General features: G+C 39.2%; 22 protein-coding genes. 18 read left to right on the forward strand and 4 right to left on the reverse strand.

Features of this window, described 5'->3' with window-relative positions:
- The first annotated feature begins 102 nt into the window (after positions 1-102).
- The 18 genes from fabZ (at position 103) to L4F92_RS03520 (ending at position 17,689) form a co-directional block, all read left to right on the forward strand.
- Positions 103-555 (forward strand): 3-hydroxyacyl-ACP dehydratase FabZ, encoded by a 453-nt coding sequence (gene fabZ / locus L4F92_RS03435; RefSeq protein ID WP_442778851.1) that lies wholly within the window; start codon positions 103-105, stop codon positions 553-555.
- Positions 556-581: 26 nt separating this feature from the next.
- Entirely contained in the window at positions 582-1,370 is a 789-nt protein-coding gene (gene lpxA, locus L4F92_RS03440; RefSeq protein WP_250364212.1) for an acyl-ACP--UDP-N-acetylglucosamine O-acyltransferase, read from the forward strand.
- Between the two features lie 94 nt (positions 1,371-1,464).
- Entirely contained in the window at positions 1,465-2,652 is a 1,188-nt protein-coding gene (lpxB, locus tag L4F92_RS03445) for a lipid-A-disaccharide synthase (protein WP_250364213.1), read from the forward strand.
- Positions 2,652-3,242, forward strand: coding sequence for a ribonuclease HII (gene rnhB, locus L4F92_RS03450; protein ID WP_442778844.1), 591 nt, complete (start codon positions 2,652-2,654; stop codon positions 3,240-3,242). Before lpxB ends, rnhB begins: the two co-directional genes overlap by 1 nt.
- A 373-nt stretch (positions 3,243-3,615) precedes the next feature.
- Positions 3,616-5,460: an SLC13 family permease gene (locus tag L4F92_RS03455; protein WP_250364214.1), complete on the forward strand. Its 1,845-nt coding sequence runs from the start codon at positions 3,616-3,618 to the stop codon at positions 5,458-5,460.
- A gap of 12 nt (positions 5,461-5,472) precedes the next feature.
- A complete protein-coding gene (locus L4F92_RS03460) occupies positions 5,473-6,165 on the forward strand; it encodes a CDP-alcohol phosphatidyltransferase family protein (RefSeq protein WP_250364542.1) in 693 nt (230 codons plus the stop codon).
- The gene (locus tag L4F92_RS03465) at positions 6,155-6,784 is read left to right on the forward strand and encodes a lysophospholipid acyltransferase family protein (RefSeq protein ID WP_250364215.1); all 630 of its coding nucleotides are present in this window, start codon (positions 6,155-6,157) and stop codon (positions 6,782-6,784) included. The genes L4F92_RS03460 and L4F92_RS03465 overlap by 11 nt, the downstream gene beginning before the upstream one ends.
- 1 nt (position 6,785) lies before the next feature.
- Positions 6,786-7,715 (forward strand): phosphatidate cytidylyltransferase, encoded by a 930-nt coding sequence (locus L4F92_RS03470; RefSeq protein WP_250364216.1) that lies wholly within the window; start codon positions 6,786-6,788, stop codon positions 7,713-7,715.
- A gap of 21 nt (positions 7,716-7,736) precedes the next feature.
- Positions 7,737-8,321, forward strand: coding sequence for a molybdopterin adenylyltransferase (gene mog / locus L4F92_RS03475; RefSeq protein WP_250350773.1), 585 nt, complete (start codon positions 7,737-7,739; stop codon positions 8,319-8,321).
- 18 nt (positions 8,322-8,339) lie between these two features.
- Positions 8,340-8,678 (forward strand): nitrogen regulatory protein P-II, encoded by a 339-nt coding sequence (gene glnB / locus L4F92_RS03480; RefSeq protein ID WP_250350772.1) that lies wholly within the window; start codon positions 8,340-8,342, stop codon positions 8,676-8,678.
- On the forward strand, positions 8,678-9,712 hold the full coding sequence (locus L4F92_RS03485) for an AI-2E family transporter (RefSeq protein WP_250364217.1): 1,035 nt from the start codon (positions 8,678-8,680) through the stop codon (positions 9,710-9,712). Before glnB ends, L4F92_RS03485 begins: the two co-directional genes overlap by 1 nt.
- 29 nt (positions 9,713-9,741) lie before the next feature.
- Complete coding sequence (locus tag L4F92_RS03490; RefSeq protein WP_250364218.1) at positions 9,742-11,322, forward strand: tetratricopeptide repeat protein; 1,581 nt, start codon at positions 9,742-9,744, stop codon at positions 11,320-11,322.
- 297 nt (positions 11,323-11,619) lie between these two features.
- Positions 11,620-12,789 (forward strand): bifunctional tRNA (adenosine(37)-C2)-methyltransferase TrmG/ribosomal RNA large subunit methyltransferase RlmN, encoded by a 1,170-nt coding sequence (locus L4F92_RS03495; protein WP_250364219.1) that lies wholly within the window; start codon positions 11,620-11,622, stop codon positions 12,787-12,789.
- A 40-nt stretch (positions 12,790-12,829) separates the two neighbouring features.
- On the forward strand, positions 12,830-13,378 hold the full coding sequence (gene pilW, locus L4F92_RS03500; RefSeq protein ID WP_250364220.1) for a type IV pilus biogenesis/stability protein PilW: 549 nt from the start codon (positions 12,830-12,832) through the stop codon (positions 13,376-13,378).
- 228 nt (positions 13,379-13,606) lie between these two features.
- The gene (locus L4F92_RS03505) at positions 13,607-14,665 is read left to right on the forward strand and encodes a RodZ domain-containing protein (protein ID WP_250350767.1); all 1,059 of its coding nucleotides are present in this window, start codon (positions 13,607-13,609) and stop codon (positions 14,663-14,665) included.
- Between the two features lie 14 nt (positions 14,666-14,679).
- A complete protein-coding gene (gene ispG, locus L4F92_RS03510; RefSeq protein ID WP_250350766.1) occupies positions 14,680-15,786 on the forward strand; it encodes a flavodoxin-dependent (E)-4-hydroxy-3-methylbut-2-enyl-diphosphate synthase in 1,107 nt (368 codons plus the stop codon).
- 10 nt (positions 15,787-15,796) lie between these two features.
- Positions 15,797-17,065 carry a histidine--tRNA ligase gene (gene hisS, locus L4F92_RS03515; RefSeq protein ID WP_250364221.1) on the forward strand — a complete coding sequence of 423 codons (1,269 nt, stop codon included), beginning with the start codon at positions 15,797-15,799 and terminating at the stop codon, positions 17,063-17,065.
- 12 nt (positions 17,066-17,077) lie between these two features.
- Complete coding sequence (locus L4F92_RS03520) at positions 17,078-17,689, forward strand: YfgM family protein (RefSeq protein ID WP_250364222.1); 612 nt, start codon at positions 17,078-17,080, stop codon at positions 17,687-17,689.
- A gap of 430 nt (positions 17,690-18,119) precedes the next feature.
- Here L4F92_RS03520 and era read toward each other — a convergent pair whose 3' ends face one another.
- Genes era through lepA form a run of 4 tightly spaced genes read right to left on the reverse strand, consistent with a single transcriptional unit; the run spans position 18,120 to position 22,584 of the window.
- Positions 18,120-19,043: a GTPase Era gene (era, locus tag L4F92_RS03525; RefSeq protein WP_250350763.1), complete on the reverse strand. Its 924-nt coding sequence runs from the start codon at positions 19,041-19,043 to the stop codon at positions 18,120-18,122.
- On the reverse strand, positions 19,040-19,726 hold the full coding sequence (rnc, locus tag L4F92_RS03530; RefSeq protein ID WP_250364223.1) for a ribonuclease III: 687 nt from the start codon (positions 19,724-19,726) through the stop codon (positions 19,040-19,042). The genes era and rnc overlap by 4 nt, the downstream gene beginning before the upstream one ends.
- Positions 19,727-19,746: 20 nt before the next feature.
- Positions 19,747-20,778, reverse strand: coding sequence for a signal peptidase I (gene lepB / locus L4F92_RS03535; RefSeq protein WP_250364224.1), 1,032 nt, complete (start codon positions 20,776-20,778; stop codon positions 19,747-19,749).
- Between the two features lie 12 nt (positions 20,779-20,790).
- Positions 20,791-22,584: a translation elongation factor 4 gene (gene lepA / locus L4F92_RS03540; RefSeq protein WP_250364225.1), complete on the reverse strand. Its 1,794-nt coding sequence runs from the start codon at positions 22,582-22,584 to the stop codon at positions 20,791-20,793.
- Positions 22,585-22,766: the final 182 nt, after the last annotated feature.

Raw genomic sequence — 22,766 nt, forward strand, 5'->3', positions numbered from 1 at the left:
TCAAACGTGCCACTTTATGTGGTGCGTTTTGTATTAAACGGTGAAATATCGTATAATCTGCGCCAATTTTATTTTCTATTATTTTTAAATTAAAAAGGTACGATTGTGATAACAGAACAAACCGCAAAAGTCATTGAAGCAAAAGAAATTATGACCTTACTTCCACACCGCTATCCCTTTTTATTAGTGGATCGTGTGACTGATTTTGAAGAAGGGAAATGGTTAAAAGCGATTAAAAACATCAGCGTTAATGAACCTTGTTTTACAGGGCATTTCCCGGGAGAACCCATTTTACCCGGCGTGTTAATTTTAGAAGCATTGGCACAGTCAATGGGCATTTTAGCGTTTAAAACTCACGAATTACAAGGTGGAGAATTGTTCTATTTCGCAGGTATTGATGATGCACGTTTTAAACGTCCAGTTTTACCGGGTGATCAAATGGAACTTTATGTTGAAGTGATCAAAGAACGCCGTGGTATTACGGCATTTACTGGTATCGCAACAGTAAATGGTGAAGTGGCTTGTGAAGCAAAATTAATGTGCGCTCGCAGATAACAAAATCAAGAAATTAAGAGGTCAATATGATCCATCCAAGTGCAAAAATTCACCCTTCAGCCATTATTGAGGAAGGTGCTAAAATTGGCGAAAACGTCGTCATTGGCCCATTTTGTATTATTGGTTCTGACGTTGAAATTGGCAGAGGCACAGTACTACATTCACATATTGTTGTGAATGGCGTCACCCAGATTGGTGAAGAGAATGAAATTTTCCAGTTTGCGAGTATTGGTGAGAAAAACCAAGATCTAAAATACCAAAATGAGCCAACCAAAACCATTATTGGTAACCGTAACCGCATCCGTGAAAGTGTTACTATTCATCGTGGCACAGTACAAGGTGGGGGCGTAACCCGTGTTGGTGATGATAACTTATTTATGATCAACGCCCATATTGCACACGATTGTAAAATCAAAAATCGTTGTATTCTTGCTAATAATGCTACCCTTGCAGGACACGTGGAACTAGATGATTTCGTGATTGTCGGTGGAATGTCAGCCATTCACCAATTTGTCATCATTGGCGCACACGTTATGCTTGGCGGTGGTTCAATGGTGAGCCAAGATGTTCCCCCTTATGTGATGGCACAAGGCAACCACGCACAGCCCTTTGGTGTGAATATTGAAGGCTTGAAACGCCGTGGCTTTGATAAGCCGACATTACACGCCATTCGTAATGTGTATAAATTGATTTATCGCAGTGGAAAAACCTTAGAAGAAGTGATGCCAGAAATTGAGCATTACGCCAAAACGGAAAGTGCGATTAGCTTTTTCCTTGATTTCTTCAAGCGTTCAACCCGTGGCATTATTCGCTAATTAAACGAACGATACCACCTATAAAAAGGTTAAAATTTTTTACCGCACTTTACTTATTGCCTAAGGTTTGCAATATAAAGTGCGGTTGTTTTTTATGAGAAAAGTATTAATGGAACAAGCAAAAGCATTTCCGACCATTGGCATTGTAGCAGGCGAAGTCTCTGGTGATATTTTGGGGGCAGGGTTAATACGCAGTTTGAAAATCCGTTATCCTAACGCACGTTTTATCGGCATTGCTGGCAAACAAATGTTGGCAGAAGGTTGTGAAACCTTAGTGGATATGGAAGAAATTGCTGTAATGGGCTTAGCCGAAGTAGTGAAACATTTACCACGCTTGCTGAAAATTCGCCGTCAGGTTATCAACAAAATGTTGCAAGAAAAACCCGATGTATTTATCGGCATTGATGCCCCTGACTTCAATCTTGACATTGAACTCAAACTCAAAGAACAAGGTATCAAAACCATTCATTATGTCAGCCCATCAGTATGGGCGTGGCGACAAAACCGCATTCACAAAATTGCACAAGCGACCAACCTTGTTCTCGCCTTCTTGCCTTTTGAAAAAGCCTTTTATGACCGCTTCAATGTACCTTGCCGTTTTATCGGACACACAATGGCAGATGCCATCGCCTTAAAACCCGATCGTCTTGAGGCTTGTCAAATGCTTAATATAGACCCACGGCAACGTTATCTGGCCATCCTTGTTGGCAGTCGTGGCACGGAAGTGGAATTTCTTGCCGAACCTTTCTTACAAACGGCATTATTGCTGAAAGAACAGTATCCAGACGTACAATTTCTTGTTCCTTTAGTGAATGAAAAACGTCGCCAGCAATTTGAACAAATTAAGGCGAAAGTTGCCCCTGATTTAGAAATGAGATTACTTGATGGGCAAGCCCGTCAAGCAATGATCGCAGCACAAGCTACCTTATTAGCGTCAGGAACGGCAGCATTGGAGTGTATGCTATGTAAATCACCTATGGTCGTAGGCTACAAAATGAAGCCAATGACGTATATGCTAGCAAAACGTTTAGTGAAAACCCCTTATATTTCTTTACCTAACTTGTTAGCCAATGAAATGCTTGTACCAGAAATGATCCAGCAAGATTGCACGGCGGAAAAGCTGGTGGAAAAGCTAATCCCTTATTTTTCTACAGAAGAAAGTGCGGTACAAAATCGCCACAGTTTAGTGCAACATTTTATTGATCTACATAAAATCATCCAATGCGATGCGGACAAACAAGCCGCTGATGCGGTGATTGAATTATTGCAGGAGAATAAATAATGAGCGAATTTGTCTATCCTGATTACGAACTTATCGCAGGTGTCGATGAAGTGGGGCGTGGACCTTTAGTTGGCGCAGTGGTAACGGCTGCGGTGATTTTAGATCCTAATAATCCCATTGAAGGCTTAACCGACAGCAAGAAACTCTCACATAAAAAACGTCTTGCCTTAGCGGAAGAAATTAAACAAAAAGCCAAAGCGTGGGCGCTAGGGCGGGCAGAACCAGAAGAAATTGATGAACTTAATATTTTGCACGCCACGATGTTGGCAATGCAACGTGCGGTAAATCAGCTTAATATTACACCGCACTTTGTATTAGTGGACGGCAACCGTATTCCCTCATTACCAATGCCCGCTCAAGCGGTGGTAAAAGGTGATAGTCTCGTGGCAGAAATCAGTGCGGCTTCCATTCTTGCCAAAGTTGCCCGTGATTTAGAAATGGAGGAACTGGATAAACGTTATCCTCAATATGCCTTTGCACAACATAAAGGCTATCCAACAAAATTGCACTTAGAAAAACTCGCAGAACACGGCGTTTTATCCGAACACCGCCGAAGTTTTGCACCAGTAAGAAAACTTATTACAGAATAAAAAGTTCGGTAGTTTTCAAAAAATAAAAAAATACTACCGCACTTTAAATTCCATTTAATACAAAATAGATTATGAACCATCGGACAATCCCCTTGTAAATTGCCCGAATGGAAATAAAATTTTTAGAAAAGTAACGCCTGAACACGGCATAGCAAGTATGGGCTTACTTTTTGTTAAGAAAATTTTATTGGAATGAGGAAAAGCAATTTAGCAGGGGACGCTTTTCTTTGCTTACTTTCTTTTGCGGAAAGAAGAGAAAGTAAATCGCTCAACGCGCGAAACACGTTATATCAACAAAGAAAAACACAATCAGCCAAATAACTAAATATGATCAAAAAAACATTTATAAAAAACCTTAACCACGGAGATCTTGATGCCCACAATTACTAATATGCCACTTGCTAGCGTTGTGATCTTTCTCGCAATTGCTGTACTCTTGTTTATCCACAATAAAATCCGTATGGACGTCATTGCCCTATTGGTGATGCTCGCTTTTTGCTTAAGCGGTATTTTAACGGTGCAAGAAGTATTTGCAGGGTTTAGCGATCCGAATATTATTTTGATTGCATTACTTTTTATTGTTGGTGAAGCATTAGTCAGAACAGGCGTGGCGTATCAAGTCAGCGAGTGGTTGATGAAAGCGGCCAAAAATAGTGAAACTCGTGTGTTGATCTTAGTAATGTTAGCGGTAACTGGGTTAGGATCTTTTATGAGTTCCGTTGGTATTGTGGCGATTTTTATTCCTGTGGTGTTGGTGATTTGTCAGCAAATGAATATTTCCCCAAAACGTCTTATGATGCCTCTCAGTATGGCAGGGCTAATTAGTGGAATGATGACCTTAATTGCCACTGCCCCTAACTTGGTGATTAATGCCGAATTAATAAACTTAACCCACCAACGCTTTAATTTTTTCTCTTTTACACCGATTGGCATCGTGATTTTATTATTAGGCATTGCCTATATGCTTGTTGCGCGTCATTGGTTAGGGACCTCTGAACAGGATGAAGAGGAAGGAGGAAGCCGCCATTCTATTCAAGATTTAATTAATGATTATCAACTGCATAACCGCACAAAACGTTTTGTCGTGAAAACAGGCTCGGATTTTATTGGGCAACCGTTGGAATCTTTACACTTACGTTCTAATTATGCATTAAATGTGCTAGCCATCGAGCGTTGGAAACGTTTTCGCCCAAGATTTCTTGCGGATTCATTAGGTAAAATTGAAATTCGTGAAAAAGATATTTTACTGATTGATTGCGCCGATCCTGCGTTAGATATCAATGAATTCTGCCAACAACATCAGTTAGAAGCCACAGAACTTCGCCCTTACTATTTTGAACAACAAGCAAAATTTATGGGAATGGTGGAAATTACCCCTATTCCAGATGGTGATTATCTAGGCAAAACAGTCGCCGATGTGGGTTTTCGTTCCCGTTTTGGTTTAAATGTGGTTGGCATTAAACGGAATAATGAGATTTTGACGGGAAGTTTGATCGAACAGCCATTAAAGATCGGAGATTTGCTGTTGGTGGTAGGATCGTGGAAATTGATCCACGCGATGCGTAATAAAACGAAAAGTTTTTTTGTCTTGGATTACCCCGCAGAAATTGAGCGTGCAGCGCCCGCACAAAGCCAAGCACCCTATGCCATTTTATCCATTGTAACGATGGTAGCATTAATGGTAACAGGGCTTGTACCGAATGTGGTCGCGGCATTAATTGCTTGTTTAATGTTAGCGAAGTTCCGTTGCGTTGATGCGAAAAGTGCTTATGCTTCTATTCATTGGTCGAGCTTAATTTTAATTGTTGGAATGATGCCATTTTCTACCGCACTGCAAAAAACAGGTGGGATAAATTTAATCGTGGAGTTTATGATTAATACCGTAGGCGGAATGGGGAAACATTGGATTTTAATCAGCTTGTTTACGCTTACCGCCGTGATTGGCCTATTTATTTCCAATACGGCGACAGCCATTCTTATGGCGCCTATTGCGATTACTATGGCACAGCATTTACAGCTTTCACCATTACCTTTTGCAATGACGGTGGCGATTGCTTCTTCTGCTGCGTTTATGACCCCTATTTCTTCCCCCGTCAATACGATGGTATTAGGGGCGGCGAAGTATAAGTTTGGTGATTTCGTAAAAATTGGTGTACCCTTTACGTTGTTGATTATGCTGACAAGTGTATTTTTAATTCCGTTGTTATTTCCATTTTAAGAAGGAGAAATGATGAGTATTTATGATTTAAAGCCTCGATTTCAAAATTTATTGCGACCAAGTGTGATTAAATTGGAACAAAAAGGCGTCACAGCAAATCAAGTTACCCTATTGGCTTGTGCTATTTCAATAATTTTAGGTCTATTTTTGACCGCACTTTCAACCGTAAATTGGTTATTCATTTTGCTTCCGATTTGGCTTTTTATTCGTATGGCATTTAATGCAATTGATGGAATGTTAGCCAGAGAATTTCAGCAAAAATCTCGTTTGGGTGGGTATTTGAATGAAATTACGGATGTGATTTCCGATGCCGCATTATATTTACCCTTTGCTTTTATTTCTCCTTTTGATCCTTTTGTGATTGGAATCATTATTTGGCTTGCCGCACTCACGGAATTTTGTGGGGTATTGGGGCAGATACATGGTAAAACACGCCGTTATGATGGACCTCTAGGCAAAAGTGATCGCGCATTCTTATTTGGTGGATTAGGTTTGATTTATACTTTTATGCCAACATTACCAAGTTGGTTGTATGGTATTGCTTGGCTTGTCGTTATCGGATTAATTTTAACCTGTGTGAAACGTGTAAAAGCGGGGCTTAATGAGGGTGCAAAATCAACACAAGATGATGAAAAGGAAAGTGCGGTGCAATTTCCGACAGAAAATAACGAAGTAGAAACACAGGAGAACAATAATGTTAGCTAAATTGATTGATTTTCTGTTATGCCGTTTAACCTCATTTCTTACCGGAGTACGTCCGGCAAAGAATATTCCCCTGCAATCTGTGGGTAAACCTCGATTGTATTATGCAAACCATAACAGCCACGGCGATTTTATTTTATTTTGGGTTTCTTTGCCTTATGAAGTCAGAAAAAACACCCGTCCAGTTGCGGGAGCTGATTATTGGCAAAAAGGGAGCATTCGTTCTTTTCTGGCGAAAAAAGTATTCAATATGCTCTTGATCGAACGCAATGGCAATGATCCTAAAGCAGTAACAGAGCAAATAAGCCAAGCATTAAAAAAGGATTCGCTGATTATCTTTCCTGAGGGAACGAGAAAAACAGATGATGATATGCTTATTCAGCCTTTTAAAAGCGGGCTATATTATTTGGCTAAAGATAACCCTGATGTAGATTTCATCCCTGTTTGGATAAGTAATACACATAATTTATTACCTAAAGGGTTTATTGTTCCAGTACCATTATTGTGCGATCTTTATTTAGGTGATCCTATCCATATTCAGCCAGAAGAAGATAAAACACACTTTTTAGCCCGTGCTGAGCAAGCATTAGTTAATTTAAACCCAAAATATCAAGGAGCATAAAATGGAAATGTGGCATTTATTCTGGGGACTTATAGGCACCTTGCTTATTGCTTCTGCAATTGGTTATAGTTTGAAGTGGAAAGTGGGGTTTTCTACCCCCCATACAGTCATTGATAACCTTAATCATCGTATTAATGCCTGGTGGGTAATGATTTTAATTATTTTTGCTGCCGCTTATTTAGGATTTTACGCCGTTTTACTGCTCTTCTTCCTTATCTCATTTACCGCATTACGTGAATTTTTATCCCTTATTGATATTCGGCGTGGTGATCATTTTGCGTTAGTTGCTTGTTTTTATCTGATTTTACCATTGCAATATTATTTCATTGCCATAGACTGGTTTAGTATGTTTACTATTTTTATTCCCGTGTATGGATTTCTATTTTTACCGATTTTATCTGCTTTATTAGGTGATCCATCAAAATTTCTAGACCGCTCAAGTAAAGTGCAATGGGCCGTTATGATTGCTATATTCTGTATTTCTCACATACCCGCCATATTAACCTTGAATATTGAAGGCTTTGAAGGAAAAAGTTTATTGTTAATGATTTTCTTAATTCTTATTGTGCAAGCCAGCGATGTATTACAATATATATGGGGAAAATTATGTGGTAAACATAAAATCGCCCCCACGTTATCACCTTCTAAAACAGTTGAAGGCTTTGTGGGGGGGGTATTTAGTGCCTCAATTTTAGGTGGCTTACTGGCTTGGCTCACCCCATTTACCGTAGTACAAGCGGTATTGATTAGTTTCATTATTTGTCTAATGGGATTTTTAGGTGGATTAGTGATGTCGGCAATGAAACGCAGTATGGGCGTGAAGGACTGGGGAAATATGATTAGTGGACACGGCGGAATGTTGGATCGTATGGATAGCCTTTGTTTTGCAGCCCCTGTCTTTTTCCATATTGTGAGATATTATTGGATTTAATAAAAGAAAAAAGAGGAAAAAATGACCGCACTTTTAAAAATTGGTTTAGTCTCCGTCTCTGATCGAGCATCGCAAGGGGTTTATACGGATCAAGGTATTCCTGAATTAAAGAAATGGCTAGAGCAAGCATTGGTTGAGCCTTTTGAGGTGGAAACCCGTTTAATTCCTGATGAACAGCCTATTATTGAACAGACATTATGTGAATTAGTGGATAAGCATCATTGTCATCTTGTATTAACCACAGGGGGAACCGGCCCTGCTAAACGTGATGTTACCCCTGATGCCACACTGGCAATAGCCGATCGTGAAATGCCGGGATTCGGTGAACAAATGCGCCAAGTGAGCTTGCATTTTGTCCCGACCGCGATTTTATCGCGACAAGTTGGCGTAATTCGTAAAAATAGTTTAATTTTAAACTTACCGGGACAACCGAAAGCCATCAAAGAAACCCTTGAGGGAGTGAAAGATGAGCAAGGTAATGTATTAGTGAAAGGCATTTTTTCCGCAGTGCCATATTGTTTACAATTAATTGATGGTATTTATATTGAGACAAAACCTGAAATTATTACCAGTTTTAGACCTAAATCCGCACGACGCGAAAAATAATATTAAGTGAGGTAACTTATGAAAAAAATTGAAGCAATTATCAAACCATTTAAACTCGATGATGTCCGTGAAGCCTTATCAGATATTGGCATTACAGGAATGACAGTAACAGAAGTACGTGGTTTTGGACGACAAAAAGGGCATACCGAGCTTTATCGAGGTGCGGAATATATGGTGGATTTTCTGCCAAAAGTAAAAATGGAAATGGTCATTTCTGATGACGTGGTGGAGCAGTGTATTCAGGCGATTATGGAAACCGCACAAACAGGCAAAATTGGTGATGGTAAAATTTTTGTCTATGACGTAGAGCGCGTAATCCGAATTCGCACGGGTGAGGAAAACGAGGAAGCCGTATAATGGATAAGCGTTTGCCGATCAGCCAATTATTAATGGCATTGTCTGCCTTGGTAGTCATTCTGGCTGGGGTGAAATTGGCAGGGGAAATTGTTGTCCCATTTTTACTTTCCTTATTTATCGCCATTATTTGCTCACCTGTGGTGAAGTTTATGACCAAACGTAAACTACCACATTGGTTGGCGCTAAGTTTACTGTTTTTAATGATTTTGACGGTATTTTTCTTTCTTGTTAGCTTAATTAATAGTACAGCGAGAGAATTTACCCAATCGATCCCACAATACCGCTTATTACTTTCACAACGACTCAACGATCTTGCGGCAATCACGCAAGGTTTACATTTACCCGTGAGAGATTTACAGCAACAAATTATGGATCATTTTGATCCCGCAATGATAATGAACTTTGCCAGCGGATTTTTGCTGAGTTTCTCAGGCGTAGTGACCAACGTATTTGTGCTATTTTTAGTGGTACTGTTTATGTTGTTAGAAGCCCCCACGGCTAAACATAAATTTGCGGTGGCATTTAGCAAACCTAACCAAGTGGCACAATACGAAGGTTATATTGATCGCATTTTGCAAGGCGTAATGGATTATCTTGGCGTGAAAACCTTTACCAGCTTTTTAACGGGCTTAAGCGTATTTATTTTGCTGAAAATTTTTGGCGTGCAATATGCCATTTTGTGGGCAACACTCAGCTTTCTACTTAATTATGTGCCAAATATTGGCTCAATTATTGCAGCCATTCCCATTATTGTACAAGCGTTATTACTCAATGGCTTTTTCACGGGAATTGGCGTTACCATTGGGGTTATCAGCCTAAATATGATCATCGGCAATGTGCTTGAACCAAGAATGATGGGGAAAACTCTCGGGCTTTCTACCCTTGTCGTGTTTCTCTCCCTTTTATTCTGGGGCTGGTTGCTGGGCTCAGTGGGAATGTTCCTTTCTGTTCCCCTCACAATGGTACTAAAAATCGCCCTCGAAGCCAGCCCAGATACGGTGAAGTATGCTGCGTTACTTGGGGAAACGAAGTAATTCAACTAAATATTTTATAGGTTATCAATATGAATGATGCTAAGAAAGTTTTTGATGAAGGATTAAATTTTTATAAAAATAAAAATTTAGAAGCTGCAATAAAGGCTTGGTCAAGTATCACTCGTGAAGATGATAAGAAAGTTTATGCAGTGAGTCGTTTTAATTTAGGTTCTTTATATAAAGAAACTAATAAAAAAGATGAAGCAATAAAGGCTTGGTCAAGTATCACTCGTGAAGATGATAAGAAAGTTTATGCAATGAGTCGTTTTAATTTAGGTGATTTATATGAAGAAACTAATAAAAAAGATGAAGCAATAAAGGCTTGGTCAAGTATCACTCGTGAAGATGATAAGGAAGCTTATGCGAAGAGCCGTTTTAATTTAGGTAATTTATATAAAAATAATAATGAGGATAAAAAAGCGATAGCGACTTGGTCAAGTATAAATCTTGACGATGATAATCGAATTTATACCAAAAGTCAGTTTTTTCTTGGGAAACTGTATCAAGAAAATAAGGAAGATAAAGAAGCAAAAGAATGTTATAAAAATGTAATTAAACTTGGGAATAGTGCGTTTATTTATCAAGCTAATATACTTTTAAGAGTTCTAGAAATAAGTTCTAGTAATAATCAAGAGGAACTTAAAGACTTATTTGAAAAAATAGATTCGATACTTCAAAATTTGTTTGTATATCCAAATAGTGGGTTAGCAGATTGTTCAGAAGTTGCTCATTATACTCGTGCTTCGACAGCACTTCTTTTATTGGAAAGAGATAAGGAAAAAGTTAGTTATTTTCGATTAAATTCAATTAGAGGAGTAAATGATCCAAAAGAAGGAATGGTACTATATGAATATTTAAATTTAGATAATCTTAGTGGGCAGCGAGAGTTTATTTCTTTTATTAGCTGTTTTACTTTTAATCATGATAGCCTTAATCAGTTTAGGCTTTATGGTAAAGAAAATAATAGAGAAGCATCAGGCGTTAGTTTGGTTTTTAATGTGAATAAATTTTTTAGCTCTGAATATTTAGATAGATTTTCATCTTTTTTAACATTGAATAAGAATTTAGAAGCTAGAAATGATATTCCTGAAGAAAATAAGTTACTTCTTTATCGTTGTATTTATATTGATCCTAAAAGTAATTATCTATCTATTGCTAAAAGAAGTAAGATTACTTTCTTTAGGCAGTATAAGGATGGGCGAAATGAATGGAAAAAATATAAAATTGCTTTAAAAAATATAGAAGATAAGGTAAGGGAAGAATTTGAATCAATTAAGGAAACTGTGAAAGAAATTGATGCTAGTGATGATATAGTTAAAGGCTTATTACATGATATATTAATGCCTCTACAGTATTTAGTTAAGCATTATGCTTTTGAAGAAGAACAAGAGTGTAGAATGGTAAACATACGTTCTTTAACAAAAGATCCGAGAATAAACGTTGATGAACAGTTTAATTCTATGTATATAGAATATCCTATTAGCGTTAGAGATGCCGTGGAAAAAGTTTATCTTTCTATTGGTGCTAGAGATAAAGAACATTTTTTCATTAGAAAATTAGGCGATCATAGCAAAGTTGTCCTTTCAGAAAACCCATTCAGACAAAAGTAAACAGTGAAAAATTCCCAAAAATCCCACAGCACTTTGTTTTTTGGATTTTCTGTATTCTCTAAAATTTTTGCGATCTTGATCGCAAAAAAGTGCGGTGGTTTTTTCTTTTATTTTTCTGTTGGCTAAAATAGCGTTCAGGTTAGGCTGAAATTGCTAGATTAATCAAACATAACTCTGTACAATCGCAACTCATTTTTTAAGCGGTAGAAATTTTCTTAATTTATAGCTTGCAAACTTATGCTGAAAAAGAAAAAAGTTTAGCTATATCAATGCCGTAATGTGTAACAACGAGGCTTTATGTTAGAACAGAATACAATTCAACAAGAAGGCAACCAGCTTTCAGCAGAACCTAAGAAGAAAATTAATTTAATGAATTTAACACGCCAACAAATGCGTGAATTTTTTCAAGAATTAGGGGAAAAACCGTTTCGTGCGGATCAATTAGTCAAATGGATTTACCATTTTGGTGAAGATAATTTTGACAATATGACGAATATTAACAAGAAGTTACGCGAAAAACTAAAAGCAGTAGCAGAAATTAAAGCACCAGAAGTAGCGGTAGAGCAACGTTCGGCAGACGGCACGATCAAATGGGCGATGCAAGTGGGTGATCAGCAGGTTGAAACCGTGTATATTCCCGAAGCTGATCGTGCGACCCTTTGTGTGTCTTCCCAAGTGGGCTGTGCGTTGGCTTGTACTTTTTGTTCCACTGCACAACAAGGGTTTAACCGCAATTTAACCGTGTCTGAAATTATCGGACAAGTGTGGCGTGCCTCAAAAATTATTGGCAATTTTGGGGTAACGGGTGTACGCCCTATCACGAATGTGGTGATGATGGGAATGGGCGAGCCTTTGCTCAATGTGGCAAATGTGGTACCAGCAATGGAAATTATGCTCGATGATTTTGCTTATGGCTTATCAAAACGCCGTGTAACCCTATCTACTTCTGGGGTTGTGCCTGCATTGGATAAATTAAGTGAAATGATTGATGTGGCATTAGCGATTTCTTTGCACGCGCCAAATGATGAATTACGTGATGAAATTGTGCCATTAAACAAAAAATATAATATCAAAACGCTAATTGATTCAGTGAATCGTTACTTATCGGTTTCTAATGCCAATCACGGTAAGGTTACCATTGAGTATGTGATGCTGGATCACGTTAATGACAGTGTAGAACACGCTCATCAGTTAGCGGAAGTATTAAAAAATACGCCTTGTAAGATCAATTTGATCCCTTGGAATCCGTTCCCTGAAGCACCTTATGCGAAAAGTTCTAACACACGTATTGATCGCTTCCAAAAAACCTTGATGGAATATGGCTTTACGGTGATTGTTCGCAAGACCCGTGGTGATGATATTGATGCCGCCTGTGGACAGTTAGCGGGGGACGTGATTGACCGTACTAAACGTACGGCACAGAAAAAGCGTTTTGGTGAACAAATCAACGCGGTGCAAGTACAATAAACAAAAATAATCAATCGTATCAGCAAAAAGGAGAGAAAAAATGAAAATACGTTATTGTCTGGTTACGCTTTTTTCTCTCTTGCTGTGTGCTTGCGTTTCCTCGCAGACAAACCAAGAGGATTTCGATAAGCAACAAGCCGCGAAAGCGAGGGTAGAGCTTGCGATTGGCTATTTAGAACAGCGAGAACTCCGCTTAGCCAAACAAAATCTAGATAAGGCTTTGGCTTATGCACCCAACGATTATTTAGTCCATTCTGCATTAGCCTATTTTTATCAATTACAAGGCGATACTGAGCGTGCGGAAAATGCCTATTTAAACGCCTTAAAATTAGAGGCTAAACAAGGCGATGTGTTGAATAATTATGCGGTCTTTCTATGTGAGCAAGGGCGTTTTGCGCAAGCCTATCAACAATTCCAACAAGCCTTAAATTCACCTAATTATTATCAACAAGCGGATACCTACGAAAATCTTGCCCTTTGTGCTTTGGCTGAAAAAAACAGCGCACTTTATCAGCAGTATCGGGACTTATTAGAAAAAGTTGCACCAACACGTGCCAATTCACTGCCCGCAAACGTAATCCAACACTAACGTTTTCTTTTCAAATTGTGAAAATTGAAGGCATTTTCCCTTGATGAGTTGAATAGGCTGATTTTCTTTGTTAATTCGTCAGAAATTCATTGATTAATGGTTGCAAAACCGAGATGACAACTTTAAACTTTAGCTTTTGAATTTTAACGCTGAGTGCCTTGATTTTCGCATTTTGCTAAAGTGTCGCGCTGAGTGAAATCCTACAATTAAATTTTAAGAGAATTCCTTATGGCAACCTCAAATGAGAACCAAGAAACCATTCAACAAAGTTTAGGTGAACATTTTCGCCAAGCGCGAGAAGCATTAAATTTATCGTTAGATGATGTCTCTAAACAACTCAATTTACGCCCTTCAATTTTACAACGTTTGGAAAATAATGAGTTTACACATAGCTCTATTTCAGCAACTTACATCAAAGGCTATATCCGCAATTATGCAAAATATTTACGTTTACCTGAAAGTCTTTGGTCATCCGTGGTAAATTCCCTTGAGGAAACAACAAAAAATGATTTAACTCGTGGTGTGCGTGCGACTCAAGCAGTGAATGAATATTCTTCACATAATCGTTGGATCGGATGGGTATCAGCGGTTGTGGTTATCGCTTTATTAGCTGTAACGGCACTTTGGTGGTGGGAAAACTATCAAAAATCGAATGCAGAACGTGATGATTTAGTGCAAAACTATGTGGAAACACAGCAAGAAAACAGTACGCAAAATAGTGCAACTTCACAAGAAAACGTGATTGCGCTTACACCTAAAGCGATTGATGCTGAAAAAACAGCGCAAAATTCTACCGCACTTTCTCAACCTGTTACGGTAGAGCAAATTGCGCCAGTGGAAGAAAATAACACAAATGCAAAAGCGAGCGTAGAAAATGCGCAGCCACAGGTGGCAGCAGTTCAATCTGTGAGTGCAGAAAATACTTATCGCCAAGTGCAATCTGAAACTTCAGCGCAGCTATTACAATCAGAAATGAATAAAATTAATGCGGGTGAAAATCGCAGTACAATGGAAAGTGCGGTGGAAAATCCCGCTGTTTCTATACCAACTAGTGATGCTGTACTGCGTATTGAAATTACGGGTGCGAGCTGTTGGGTTCGGGTACGTGATGCCAATCGCAAGGTGCTAGCTGAAAAACTTTACAAACAAGGTGAAGTGTTGAATTTTGATCAAAATACCGCTTATGATCTGACAATTGGCGCACCAAGCAACGTAAAAATTACTTATAAAGGCGCGGTTTATCCGCTTAAAGTGGATGGTCGTGTCGCTAAATTCAAATTGCAATAAGCAAAGAGATTACAATGTCGTCATTTAAACCGAATATTAAACGTCGTCAATCGACAAAAATTTATGTGGGTAATGTGCCAGTAGGGGGCGATGCGCCGATTGCTGTGCAGTCTATGACTAATACGCGCACCACAGATGTAGAGGCTACGGTAGCACAAATCAAAGCGCTTGAACGTGTAGGCGCAGATATCGTGCGTGTTTCTGTGCCAACAATGGATGCAGCCGAAGCCTTCAAATTGATTAAGCAACAAGTGAATGTGCCATTAGTGGCGGATATTCACTTTGATTATCGTATCGCCTTAAAAGTAGCAGAATATGGCGTGGATTGTTTGCGTATTAACCCGGGTAATATTGGACGCGAAGATCGTATTCGTGCGGTAGTGGATTGTGCGAAAGATAAAAATATTCCAATTCGTATCGGGGTGAACGCAGGCTCATTAGAACGTGATATTCAAGAGAAATTTGGCGAGCCTACGCCTGAAGCCTTGCTTGAAAGTGCGTTACGTCACGTTGAGATTCTAGATCGTCTGAATTTTGATCAGTTTAAAGTAAGTGTTAAGGCGTCAGATGTCTTCCTTGCCGTGGAAAGCTATCGCTTATTAGCAAAAGCCATCAAGCAACCATTACATTTAGGGATCACTGAAGCGGGGGGCGCCAGAGCTGGCGCAGTAAAATCAGCAGTAGGATTGGGAATGCTCTTGGCGGAAGGCATTGGTGATACGTTGCGCGTTTCTTTAGCCGCTGATCCAGTAGAGGAAATTAAAGTGGGATTTGATATTTTGAAGTCCCTACGTATTCGTTCACGTGGTATTAATTTTATTGCTTGCCCAACCTGTTCCCGTCAAGAATTTGACGTTATTGGCACAGTAAATGCCCTTGAACAACGCCTTGAAGATATTATTACGCCAATGGATGTGTCTATTATTGGCTGTGTGGTTAATGGACCGGGAGAGGCACTTGTGTCTGATTTGGGCGTAACTGGTGGTAATAAGAAAAGCGGTTATTATGTTGATGGTGAACGCCAAAAAGAACGTTTTGATAACGAAGATTTAATTAACCAATTAGAAGCAAAGATCCGTGCCAAAGTTGCACAGCAAGATCCCAAAAATCGAATTATTTAAGGAAAATATTGTGGCAAAAACAATTCAAGCAATTCGCGGAATGAATGATTGCTCCCCAACGGAAAGCCCTTTGTGGCAATGGGTGGAAAGTAAAGTACGCAACGTTCTACAAAGTTATGGATATTCTGAAGTACGTATGCCGATTGTGGAAAGTACGCCACTTTTCGCGCGTGCAATTGGCGAAGTAACCGATGTTGTTTCAAAAGAAATGTACACTTTTTGGGATAATGATGAACAGCTTACGCTTCGTCCTGAAGGAACGGCTGGTTGTGTACGTGCAGCCATAGAACACGGCTGGATTTATAATAACGAACAACGTTTGTGGTATATGGGGCCAATGTTCCGCCACGAACGTCCACAAAAAGGGCGTTATCGTCAGTTTCACCAAGCTGGGGTAGAAATATTTGGTATTGCTAACCCTGAAATTGATGCCGAATTAATTTTACTCACTGCGCGTTTATGGAAAGAATTAGGTATCGAACAGCACGTCAGCTTACAGCTTAATTCCATTGGCTCGTTAGAAGCGCGCAAAAATTATCGTTCTGCTTTGGTTGAATTTTTGCAACAACATATTGATTTATTAAGTGATGAAGAAAAAGAGCGGCTAGAAAAAAATCCATTGCGGATTTTGGACAGCAAAAATCAAGCGCTGCAAGAGGTGCTTAATGGCGCACCAAAATTACTCGATTATTTAGATGAAGAAAGCCGTGTACATTTTGCTCAGCTTTGTACTTTGCTAGATCAAATGGACATTGCTTATGAGGTTAATCCAAAATTAGTACGAGGTTTGGATTATTACAACAAAACCGTGTTTGAATGGGTAACGAACGCACTGGGAGCGCAAGGCACAGTATGTGGTGGTGGTCGTTATGATGGTTTAGTTGAACAGCTTGGCGGACACGCAACAACGGGGGTTGGTTTTGCAATGGGCTTAGAACGCTTAGTGCTATTAGTGCAGGAGGTGAATCATCAAATTGCATTACCAAGAGCGGTGGATATTTATATGGTTTACTCTGGGGAAGGCACAACCTTACCCGCGTTTCAATTAGCTGAAAAATTGCGTGAAAATTTACCGCACTTACGTATTATGACCCATTGCAGTGGGGGGAATTTTAAAAAGCAATTTAAGCGTGCTGATAAAGTCGGTGCAAACTTTGCCCTTGTGATTGGTGAAACTGAGGCAGCAGCTCAGCAAGTTGTGGTGAAAGATCTGCTTGCGGGAACTCAGCAAGTCTTATCATTAGATAATGTCGTAGATTATTTACAAAAAGCATTTTAATAAGGAAACATTATGGCTTATACCATTGAAGAAGAACAAGAACTGAATGAAATAAAAAATTGGTGGAAAGAAAATGGCAAATTGGTTGTGGCTATTTTTGTACTAACGCTCGCTGGAGTTTTTGGCTGGCGTTATTGGCAATCTCATCAAATTGCGCAAAATCAACAACGTTCAGTGCAATATGAACAACTTGCCAGTCAATTCCAAGCAGATAAAGTAAACGTGGATAGCGTAGAACAATTTGCACAAAGTAATGATAAAACAGCTTATGCCGTGTTTGCTTTATTGGATGCAGCAAATGTTTCTGTGCAAAAACAGGATTATGCTCAAGCAGAAAATTTATTAAAACAAGCGGTAACTAATGCCAATGATGACATTTTGCGTTCTGTGAGTGCATTACGTTTAGCGGCAGTACAATTCCAACAACAGCAATTCGATAATGCGTTGGCCTCGCTTGATCTCATTAAAGGAGAGGCGTGGAACAGCGCAGCTTTCTTATTAAAAGGGGATATTCAACTCGCTAAAGGCGATAAACAAAACGCCAAAGCCAGTTTTGAACAAGGGCTAAAAAACGCCAGCCCAGTGGAAACAGATTTAATCCAAGTGCGGTTAAATAATCTCTAATTTTTTCAAGGCTTGCCAAGTGCAAGCCTTTTTCTTATAGCTAACTTTTGCCAAATATTAAAAGTGTATGTAATGTGTATGGAATCAACACAATAGAACGATGCAAAAAAGAAAAATATTCCCTATATATAGCCATTTCAAATAGAAATAATACGCTCTTGCCAGCTCCTTATGTATTACTTGTACACCGAGGTTATTGTTGCCTTGTGTTATTTTCATTTTAAACGACTATAATGAATGAGTAGTCTGATGGCTAAAGTGATAAATAAGCCATTATTAGTGGATGAGCAGTATTTAGCGTTCTTTAGTGATACTTAATGTTTATAGGATTGTGGGAAAGCTGAAAATCCACATCAGTTAGATGTGGATTATGATCTTGGTGCAGAGGAAAAAGAAAAGTCGTATATAAGGGAAAATTTTATATTTTAACTTACTCTTCCATATATCCTAGACTACGCAATGCTCTTTCATCATCAGCCCAGCCGGATTTTACTTTCACCCAAAGTTCTAGATGCACTTTATTGTCAAATAAACGTTCCATATCAGCACGCGCTTCTGTGCCAATGACTTTGATTTTTTGTCCCTTATTTCCAATCACCATTTTTTTCTGACCTTCTCGCTCAACGAGGATGAGTCCATTGATTTCATAAGTGCCACGTTCATTTGTTTTGAATTGTTCAATTTCTACCGTAACCGAATAAGGAAGTTCTTCACCCATAAAACGCATTAATTTTTCACGAATGATTTCTGATGCCATAAAGCGTTGCGAGCGGTCGGTAACGTAATCTTCAGGGAAGTGATGAACCCCTTGACGTAATGATTGGCGTACAATTTTCTCTAGTTCTTGTACGTTATTGCCACGTTGTGCAGAAATAGGAATAATGGCTTTAAAGTCAAATTTTTGGCTGATTTCTGTGATGAAAGGCAATAAGGCTTCTTTATCTTTGATGTTGTCAATTTTGTTTATCGCTAACACCACGGGTGCTTTGGCTCGGCGAAGTTTATTCAATACCATTTCATCATCGTCGTTCCAGTGCGTGCCATCTACCACAAAGATAATTAAATCCACATCGCCAATTGCACTGCTTGCTGCTCGGTTCATTAAGCGGTTAATTGCACGTTTTTCTTCAATATGTAATCCAGGGGTATCAACATAGATAGCTTGATAAGCGCCTTCAGTGTGAATTCCCACAATGCGATGACGTGTTGTTTGTGCTTTTCTTGAAGTAATGGAAATCTTTTGCCCTAAGATTTTATTTAATAAGGTTGATTTTCCAACATTTGGACGCCCTACGATAGCAATAAATCCACAATAAGTGGGATGTTCGTGCTGATGTTCTGTTGTTTGTGTCATTTTATATCCAATATTTTTAAGATTTGTTGCGCGGCGGCTTGTTCGGCTTTGCGACGGCTAGAACCAACGCCAATAAAAGTGCGGTCAATTTTTTTTACGTTTTCCACACGGCATTCAACGGTGAAAGTTTGATTATGTGCTTCACCTCTGATATTGACGACATTGTAGCTAGGAAGTGGCAGATGATCTGCTTGCAAATATTCTTGTAAACGAGTTTTCGGATCTTTCTGATTTTCCCCCGGCTTAATCTCGCGTAATAACCGTTGATACCATAAGCGTGTTACTTCGGTACTTGTGGCAAGATCGCGATCGAGTGAAATTGCGCCAATAATCGCTTCCATACAATCAGCAAGGATAGAGGCTCGACGAAAACCGCCGCTTTTTAACTCGCCAGAGCCTAATAGCATATACTCGCCTAATTCAAATTCTTTGGCGAGTTGAGCCAACGTTGGTTCACGCACAAGAGTTGCACGCATACGTGTGAGTTCGCCTTCATTGCATTGAGGAAATTGTTGATATAAAGCATTGGCGATAGTGTAGTTCAAAATTGCATCACCTAAAAATTCCAAGCGTTCATTATGGTTTTTTGCGGCACTTCGGTGAGTTAGTGCTTGTTTGAGCCAATTGATATCTTGGAATTGATAGCCGATGTTACGCTGTAAGCGATCTAAGTTTTTTGTCATTGTGTTGATTATTCAATTTTTTATTTAATTGTGCTAAACATTCTGTCAAAACGCAGACCCGTTGGCCATTCGCCTTGTTTTTTATCAAGGCTTAACCAAATATATTTCGCTTTGCCTACAATATTTTTTTCTGGCACAAAACCCCAAAAACGGCTGTCTGCACTGTGATTACGGTTATCTCCCATTACAAAATATTCGCCTTGTGGCACAACCCATTCTGTAATGTAATTTTGTTGCTTGTCATAGCCTTGATATAAATAAGTCGCATTCGGTGGCTGTGGATCCCAATGAATTTGATGTGTAACATCGCCTGTTTCGGTTACTTTCAATGGATGCATATCGCTATATATCGGTTTACCTTGACGGTCTTGCCCAATAATAATGTTGAAATCTGTATCGGGCTGCGGTTCGTTATAGGTAAATTCTTTTGTTACACAATTTTCTGTACATTCTTTGCCATCTTTGCCATAAGTAATTGTGATGTGGCGATCGACTTCATTATATTTAATGCGATCCCCAGGAATGCCAACAATGCGTTTAATGTAATCTACGCTCGGCTCTGGCGGGGCTTTAAACACGATAATATCACCACGTTGCGGTTTGCCTGTTTCAATCAAGGTGTTTTGAAAAACAGGATCTTTAATACCGTAAGCATATTTTTCTACCAGTAGAAAATCGCCAACTCGTAAAGTCGGCTCCATAGAACCCGATGGAATTTGGAATGGCTCAAATAAGAAAGAGCGTAAAATTAAGACAAATGCGAGTACCGGAAAAAGTGAAGCTAAAAATTCACCGCCTTCTGAAATCGGTTCAATGCTAGCTTTTTCTTCCTCAGTTAAAGGTTTTCCACTACGTTGCTCTGCACGGGTAATTTGGCGGAGACGTTTTGGTAAAACAGCAAAACGGTAATAGCACCATAAGATCCCGCAAACAGCGGTGAATAAAATAAGTACAATGGTGAACGTATTCGGTAAGGCTAAATGTTCTAAATATCGCCAAATACCATAACCGACTGCGACAAGTAGCACAAAAAATAAATTTGATTTTGACATAATGCTTCCTTATTAGTCTTTACCAACGTGTAAGATAGCTAAAAACGCTTCTTGTGGCACTTCAACGTTACCTAAAGACTTCATTCGTTTTTTACCTTCTTTTTGTTTCTGCAACAGTTTTTTCTTACGACTGACATCGCCACCGTAACATTTAGCTAGGACGTTTTTACGTAATTGTTTCACCGTTGAACGTGCGATAATGTGGTTACCAATAGCCGCTTGAATGGCAATATCAAATTGCTGACGTGGAATGAGCTCACGCATTTTTTCAACCAATTCACGACCACGATAAGGGGCGTTATCTTTGTGTACAATTAACGCAAGAGCATCAACACGCTCACCATTGATCATAATATCCACACGTACCATCTCTGAGGCTTGGAAACGTGTGAAACCATAATCTAATGATGCATAGCCACGAGACGTAGATTTAAGACGATCAAAGAAATCAAGCACCACTTCTCCCATTGGGATTTCATAAGTCAGCGCCACTTGGTTGCCGTGATAGACCATATTGGTCTGCACACCACGTTTTTCAACGCACAGGGTGATCACGTTACCCAAATAGGTTTGTGGCAAGAGCATATTACATTCTGCAATCGGCTCACGAATTTCACTAATATTATTAAGTGGTGGCAATTTTGATGGACTGTCCACATAAATCACTTCACCATTGGTTTGCAACACTTCATACACTACTGTTGGGGCAGTGGTAATTAAATCAAGATTATATTCACGTTCTAAACGCTCTTGAATAATTTCCATATGCAATAAGCCTAAGAATCCGCAACGGAAACCAAAGCCCAGAGCGGTAGAATTTTCTGGCTCATAGAATAGAGAGGCATCATTTAGGCTCAATTTGCCTAAGGCATCACGGAATGCTTCATAATCATCTGAACTAATTGGGAATAAGCCCGCATAAACCTGTGGTTTGACTTTTTTAAAGCCCGGTAACGCGGTGCTTGCTGGATTATTATGTAGGGTTAAGGTATCCCCTACTGGCGCGCCTAAAATATCTTTAATCGCACATACAACCCAACCAACTTCACCACAATTTAATACTTGAGTATCCACTTGTTTCGGGGTGAAAATGCCTAAGCGATCTACATTGTAAGATTGTCCTGTGGACATCACTTTAATCTTATCGCCTTTGCGTAAAGTACCGTTTTTAATACGTACAAGAGAAACCACGCCAAGGTAATTATCGAACCAAGAATCAATAATTAAGGCTTGTAGTGGGGCATTAGGATCGCCTTCAGGTGCGGGGATTTTTTTTACGATTTCTTCTAGTACATCTTCAATGCCTTGCCCGGTTTTGGCAGAACAACGTACCGCATCCAGCGCATCAATACCAACAATATCTTCAATCTCTTCCGCAACACGCTCTGGCTCAGCCGCAGGCAAGTCAATCTTATTGAGAATTGGCACGACTTCCAAATCCATTTCAATGGCGGTATAACAGTTTGCCAAGGTTTGGGCTTCCACGCCTTGTCCCGCATCAACCACTAACAATGCACCTTCACAAGCCGCAAGAGAACGCGATACCTCGTAAGAAAAATCCACGTGTCCCGGCGTATCAATAAAATTCAGCTGATAGGTTTCACCATCTTTCGCTTTATAATTGAGTGTGACGCTTTGCGCTTTAATGGTGATCCCACGCTCACGCTCTAAATCCATTGAATCTAACACTTGCTCTGCCATTTCACGGTCAGACAGCCCCCCACAGGTCTGAATTAAACGATCTGAAAGGGTTGATTTTCCGTGGTCAATATGCGCAATGATTGAAAAGTTACGAATGTTCTTCATATTATTCTAAATAAACTAAACTCTAAAATTTGACAAAATTTAACTGGTCGATTGTACCTGAATATCAGTTTTTACGCTATATAAAAGGGAAAGTATTTGTGCGTTTAGAAGAGTTGTTAAAGAAAGCACCAATGTTATTGTTTAATGAAATTTATTTTTTTGTTTTAAATAAAAAAAATCAA

Source organism: Avibacterium sp. 21-595, from assembly GCF_023611905.1.
Classification (GTDB): Bacteria; Pseudomonadota; Gammaproteobacteria; order Enterobacterales; family Pasteurellaceae; genus Avibacterium.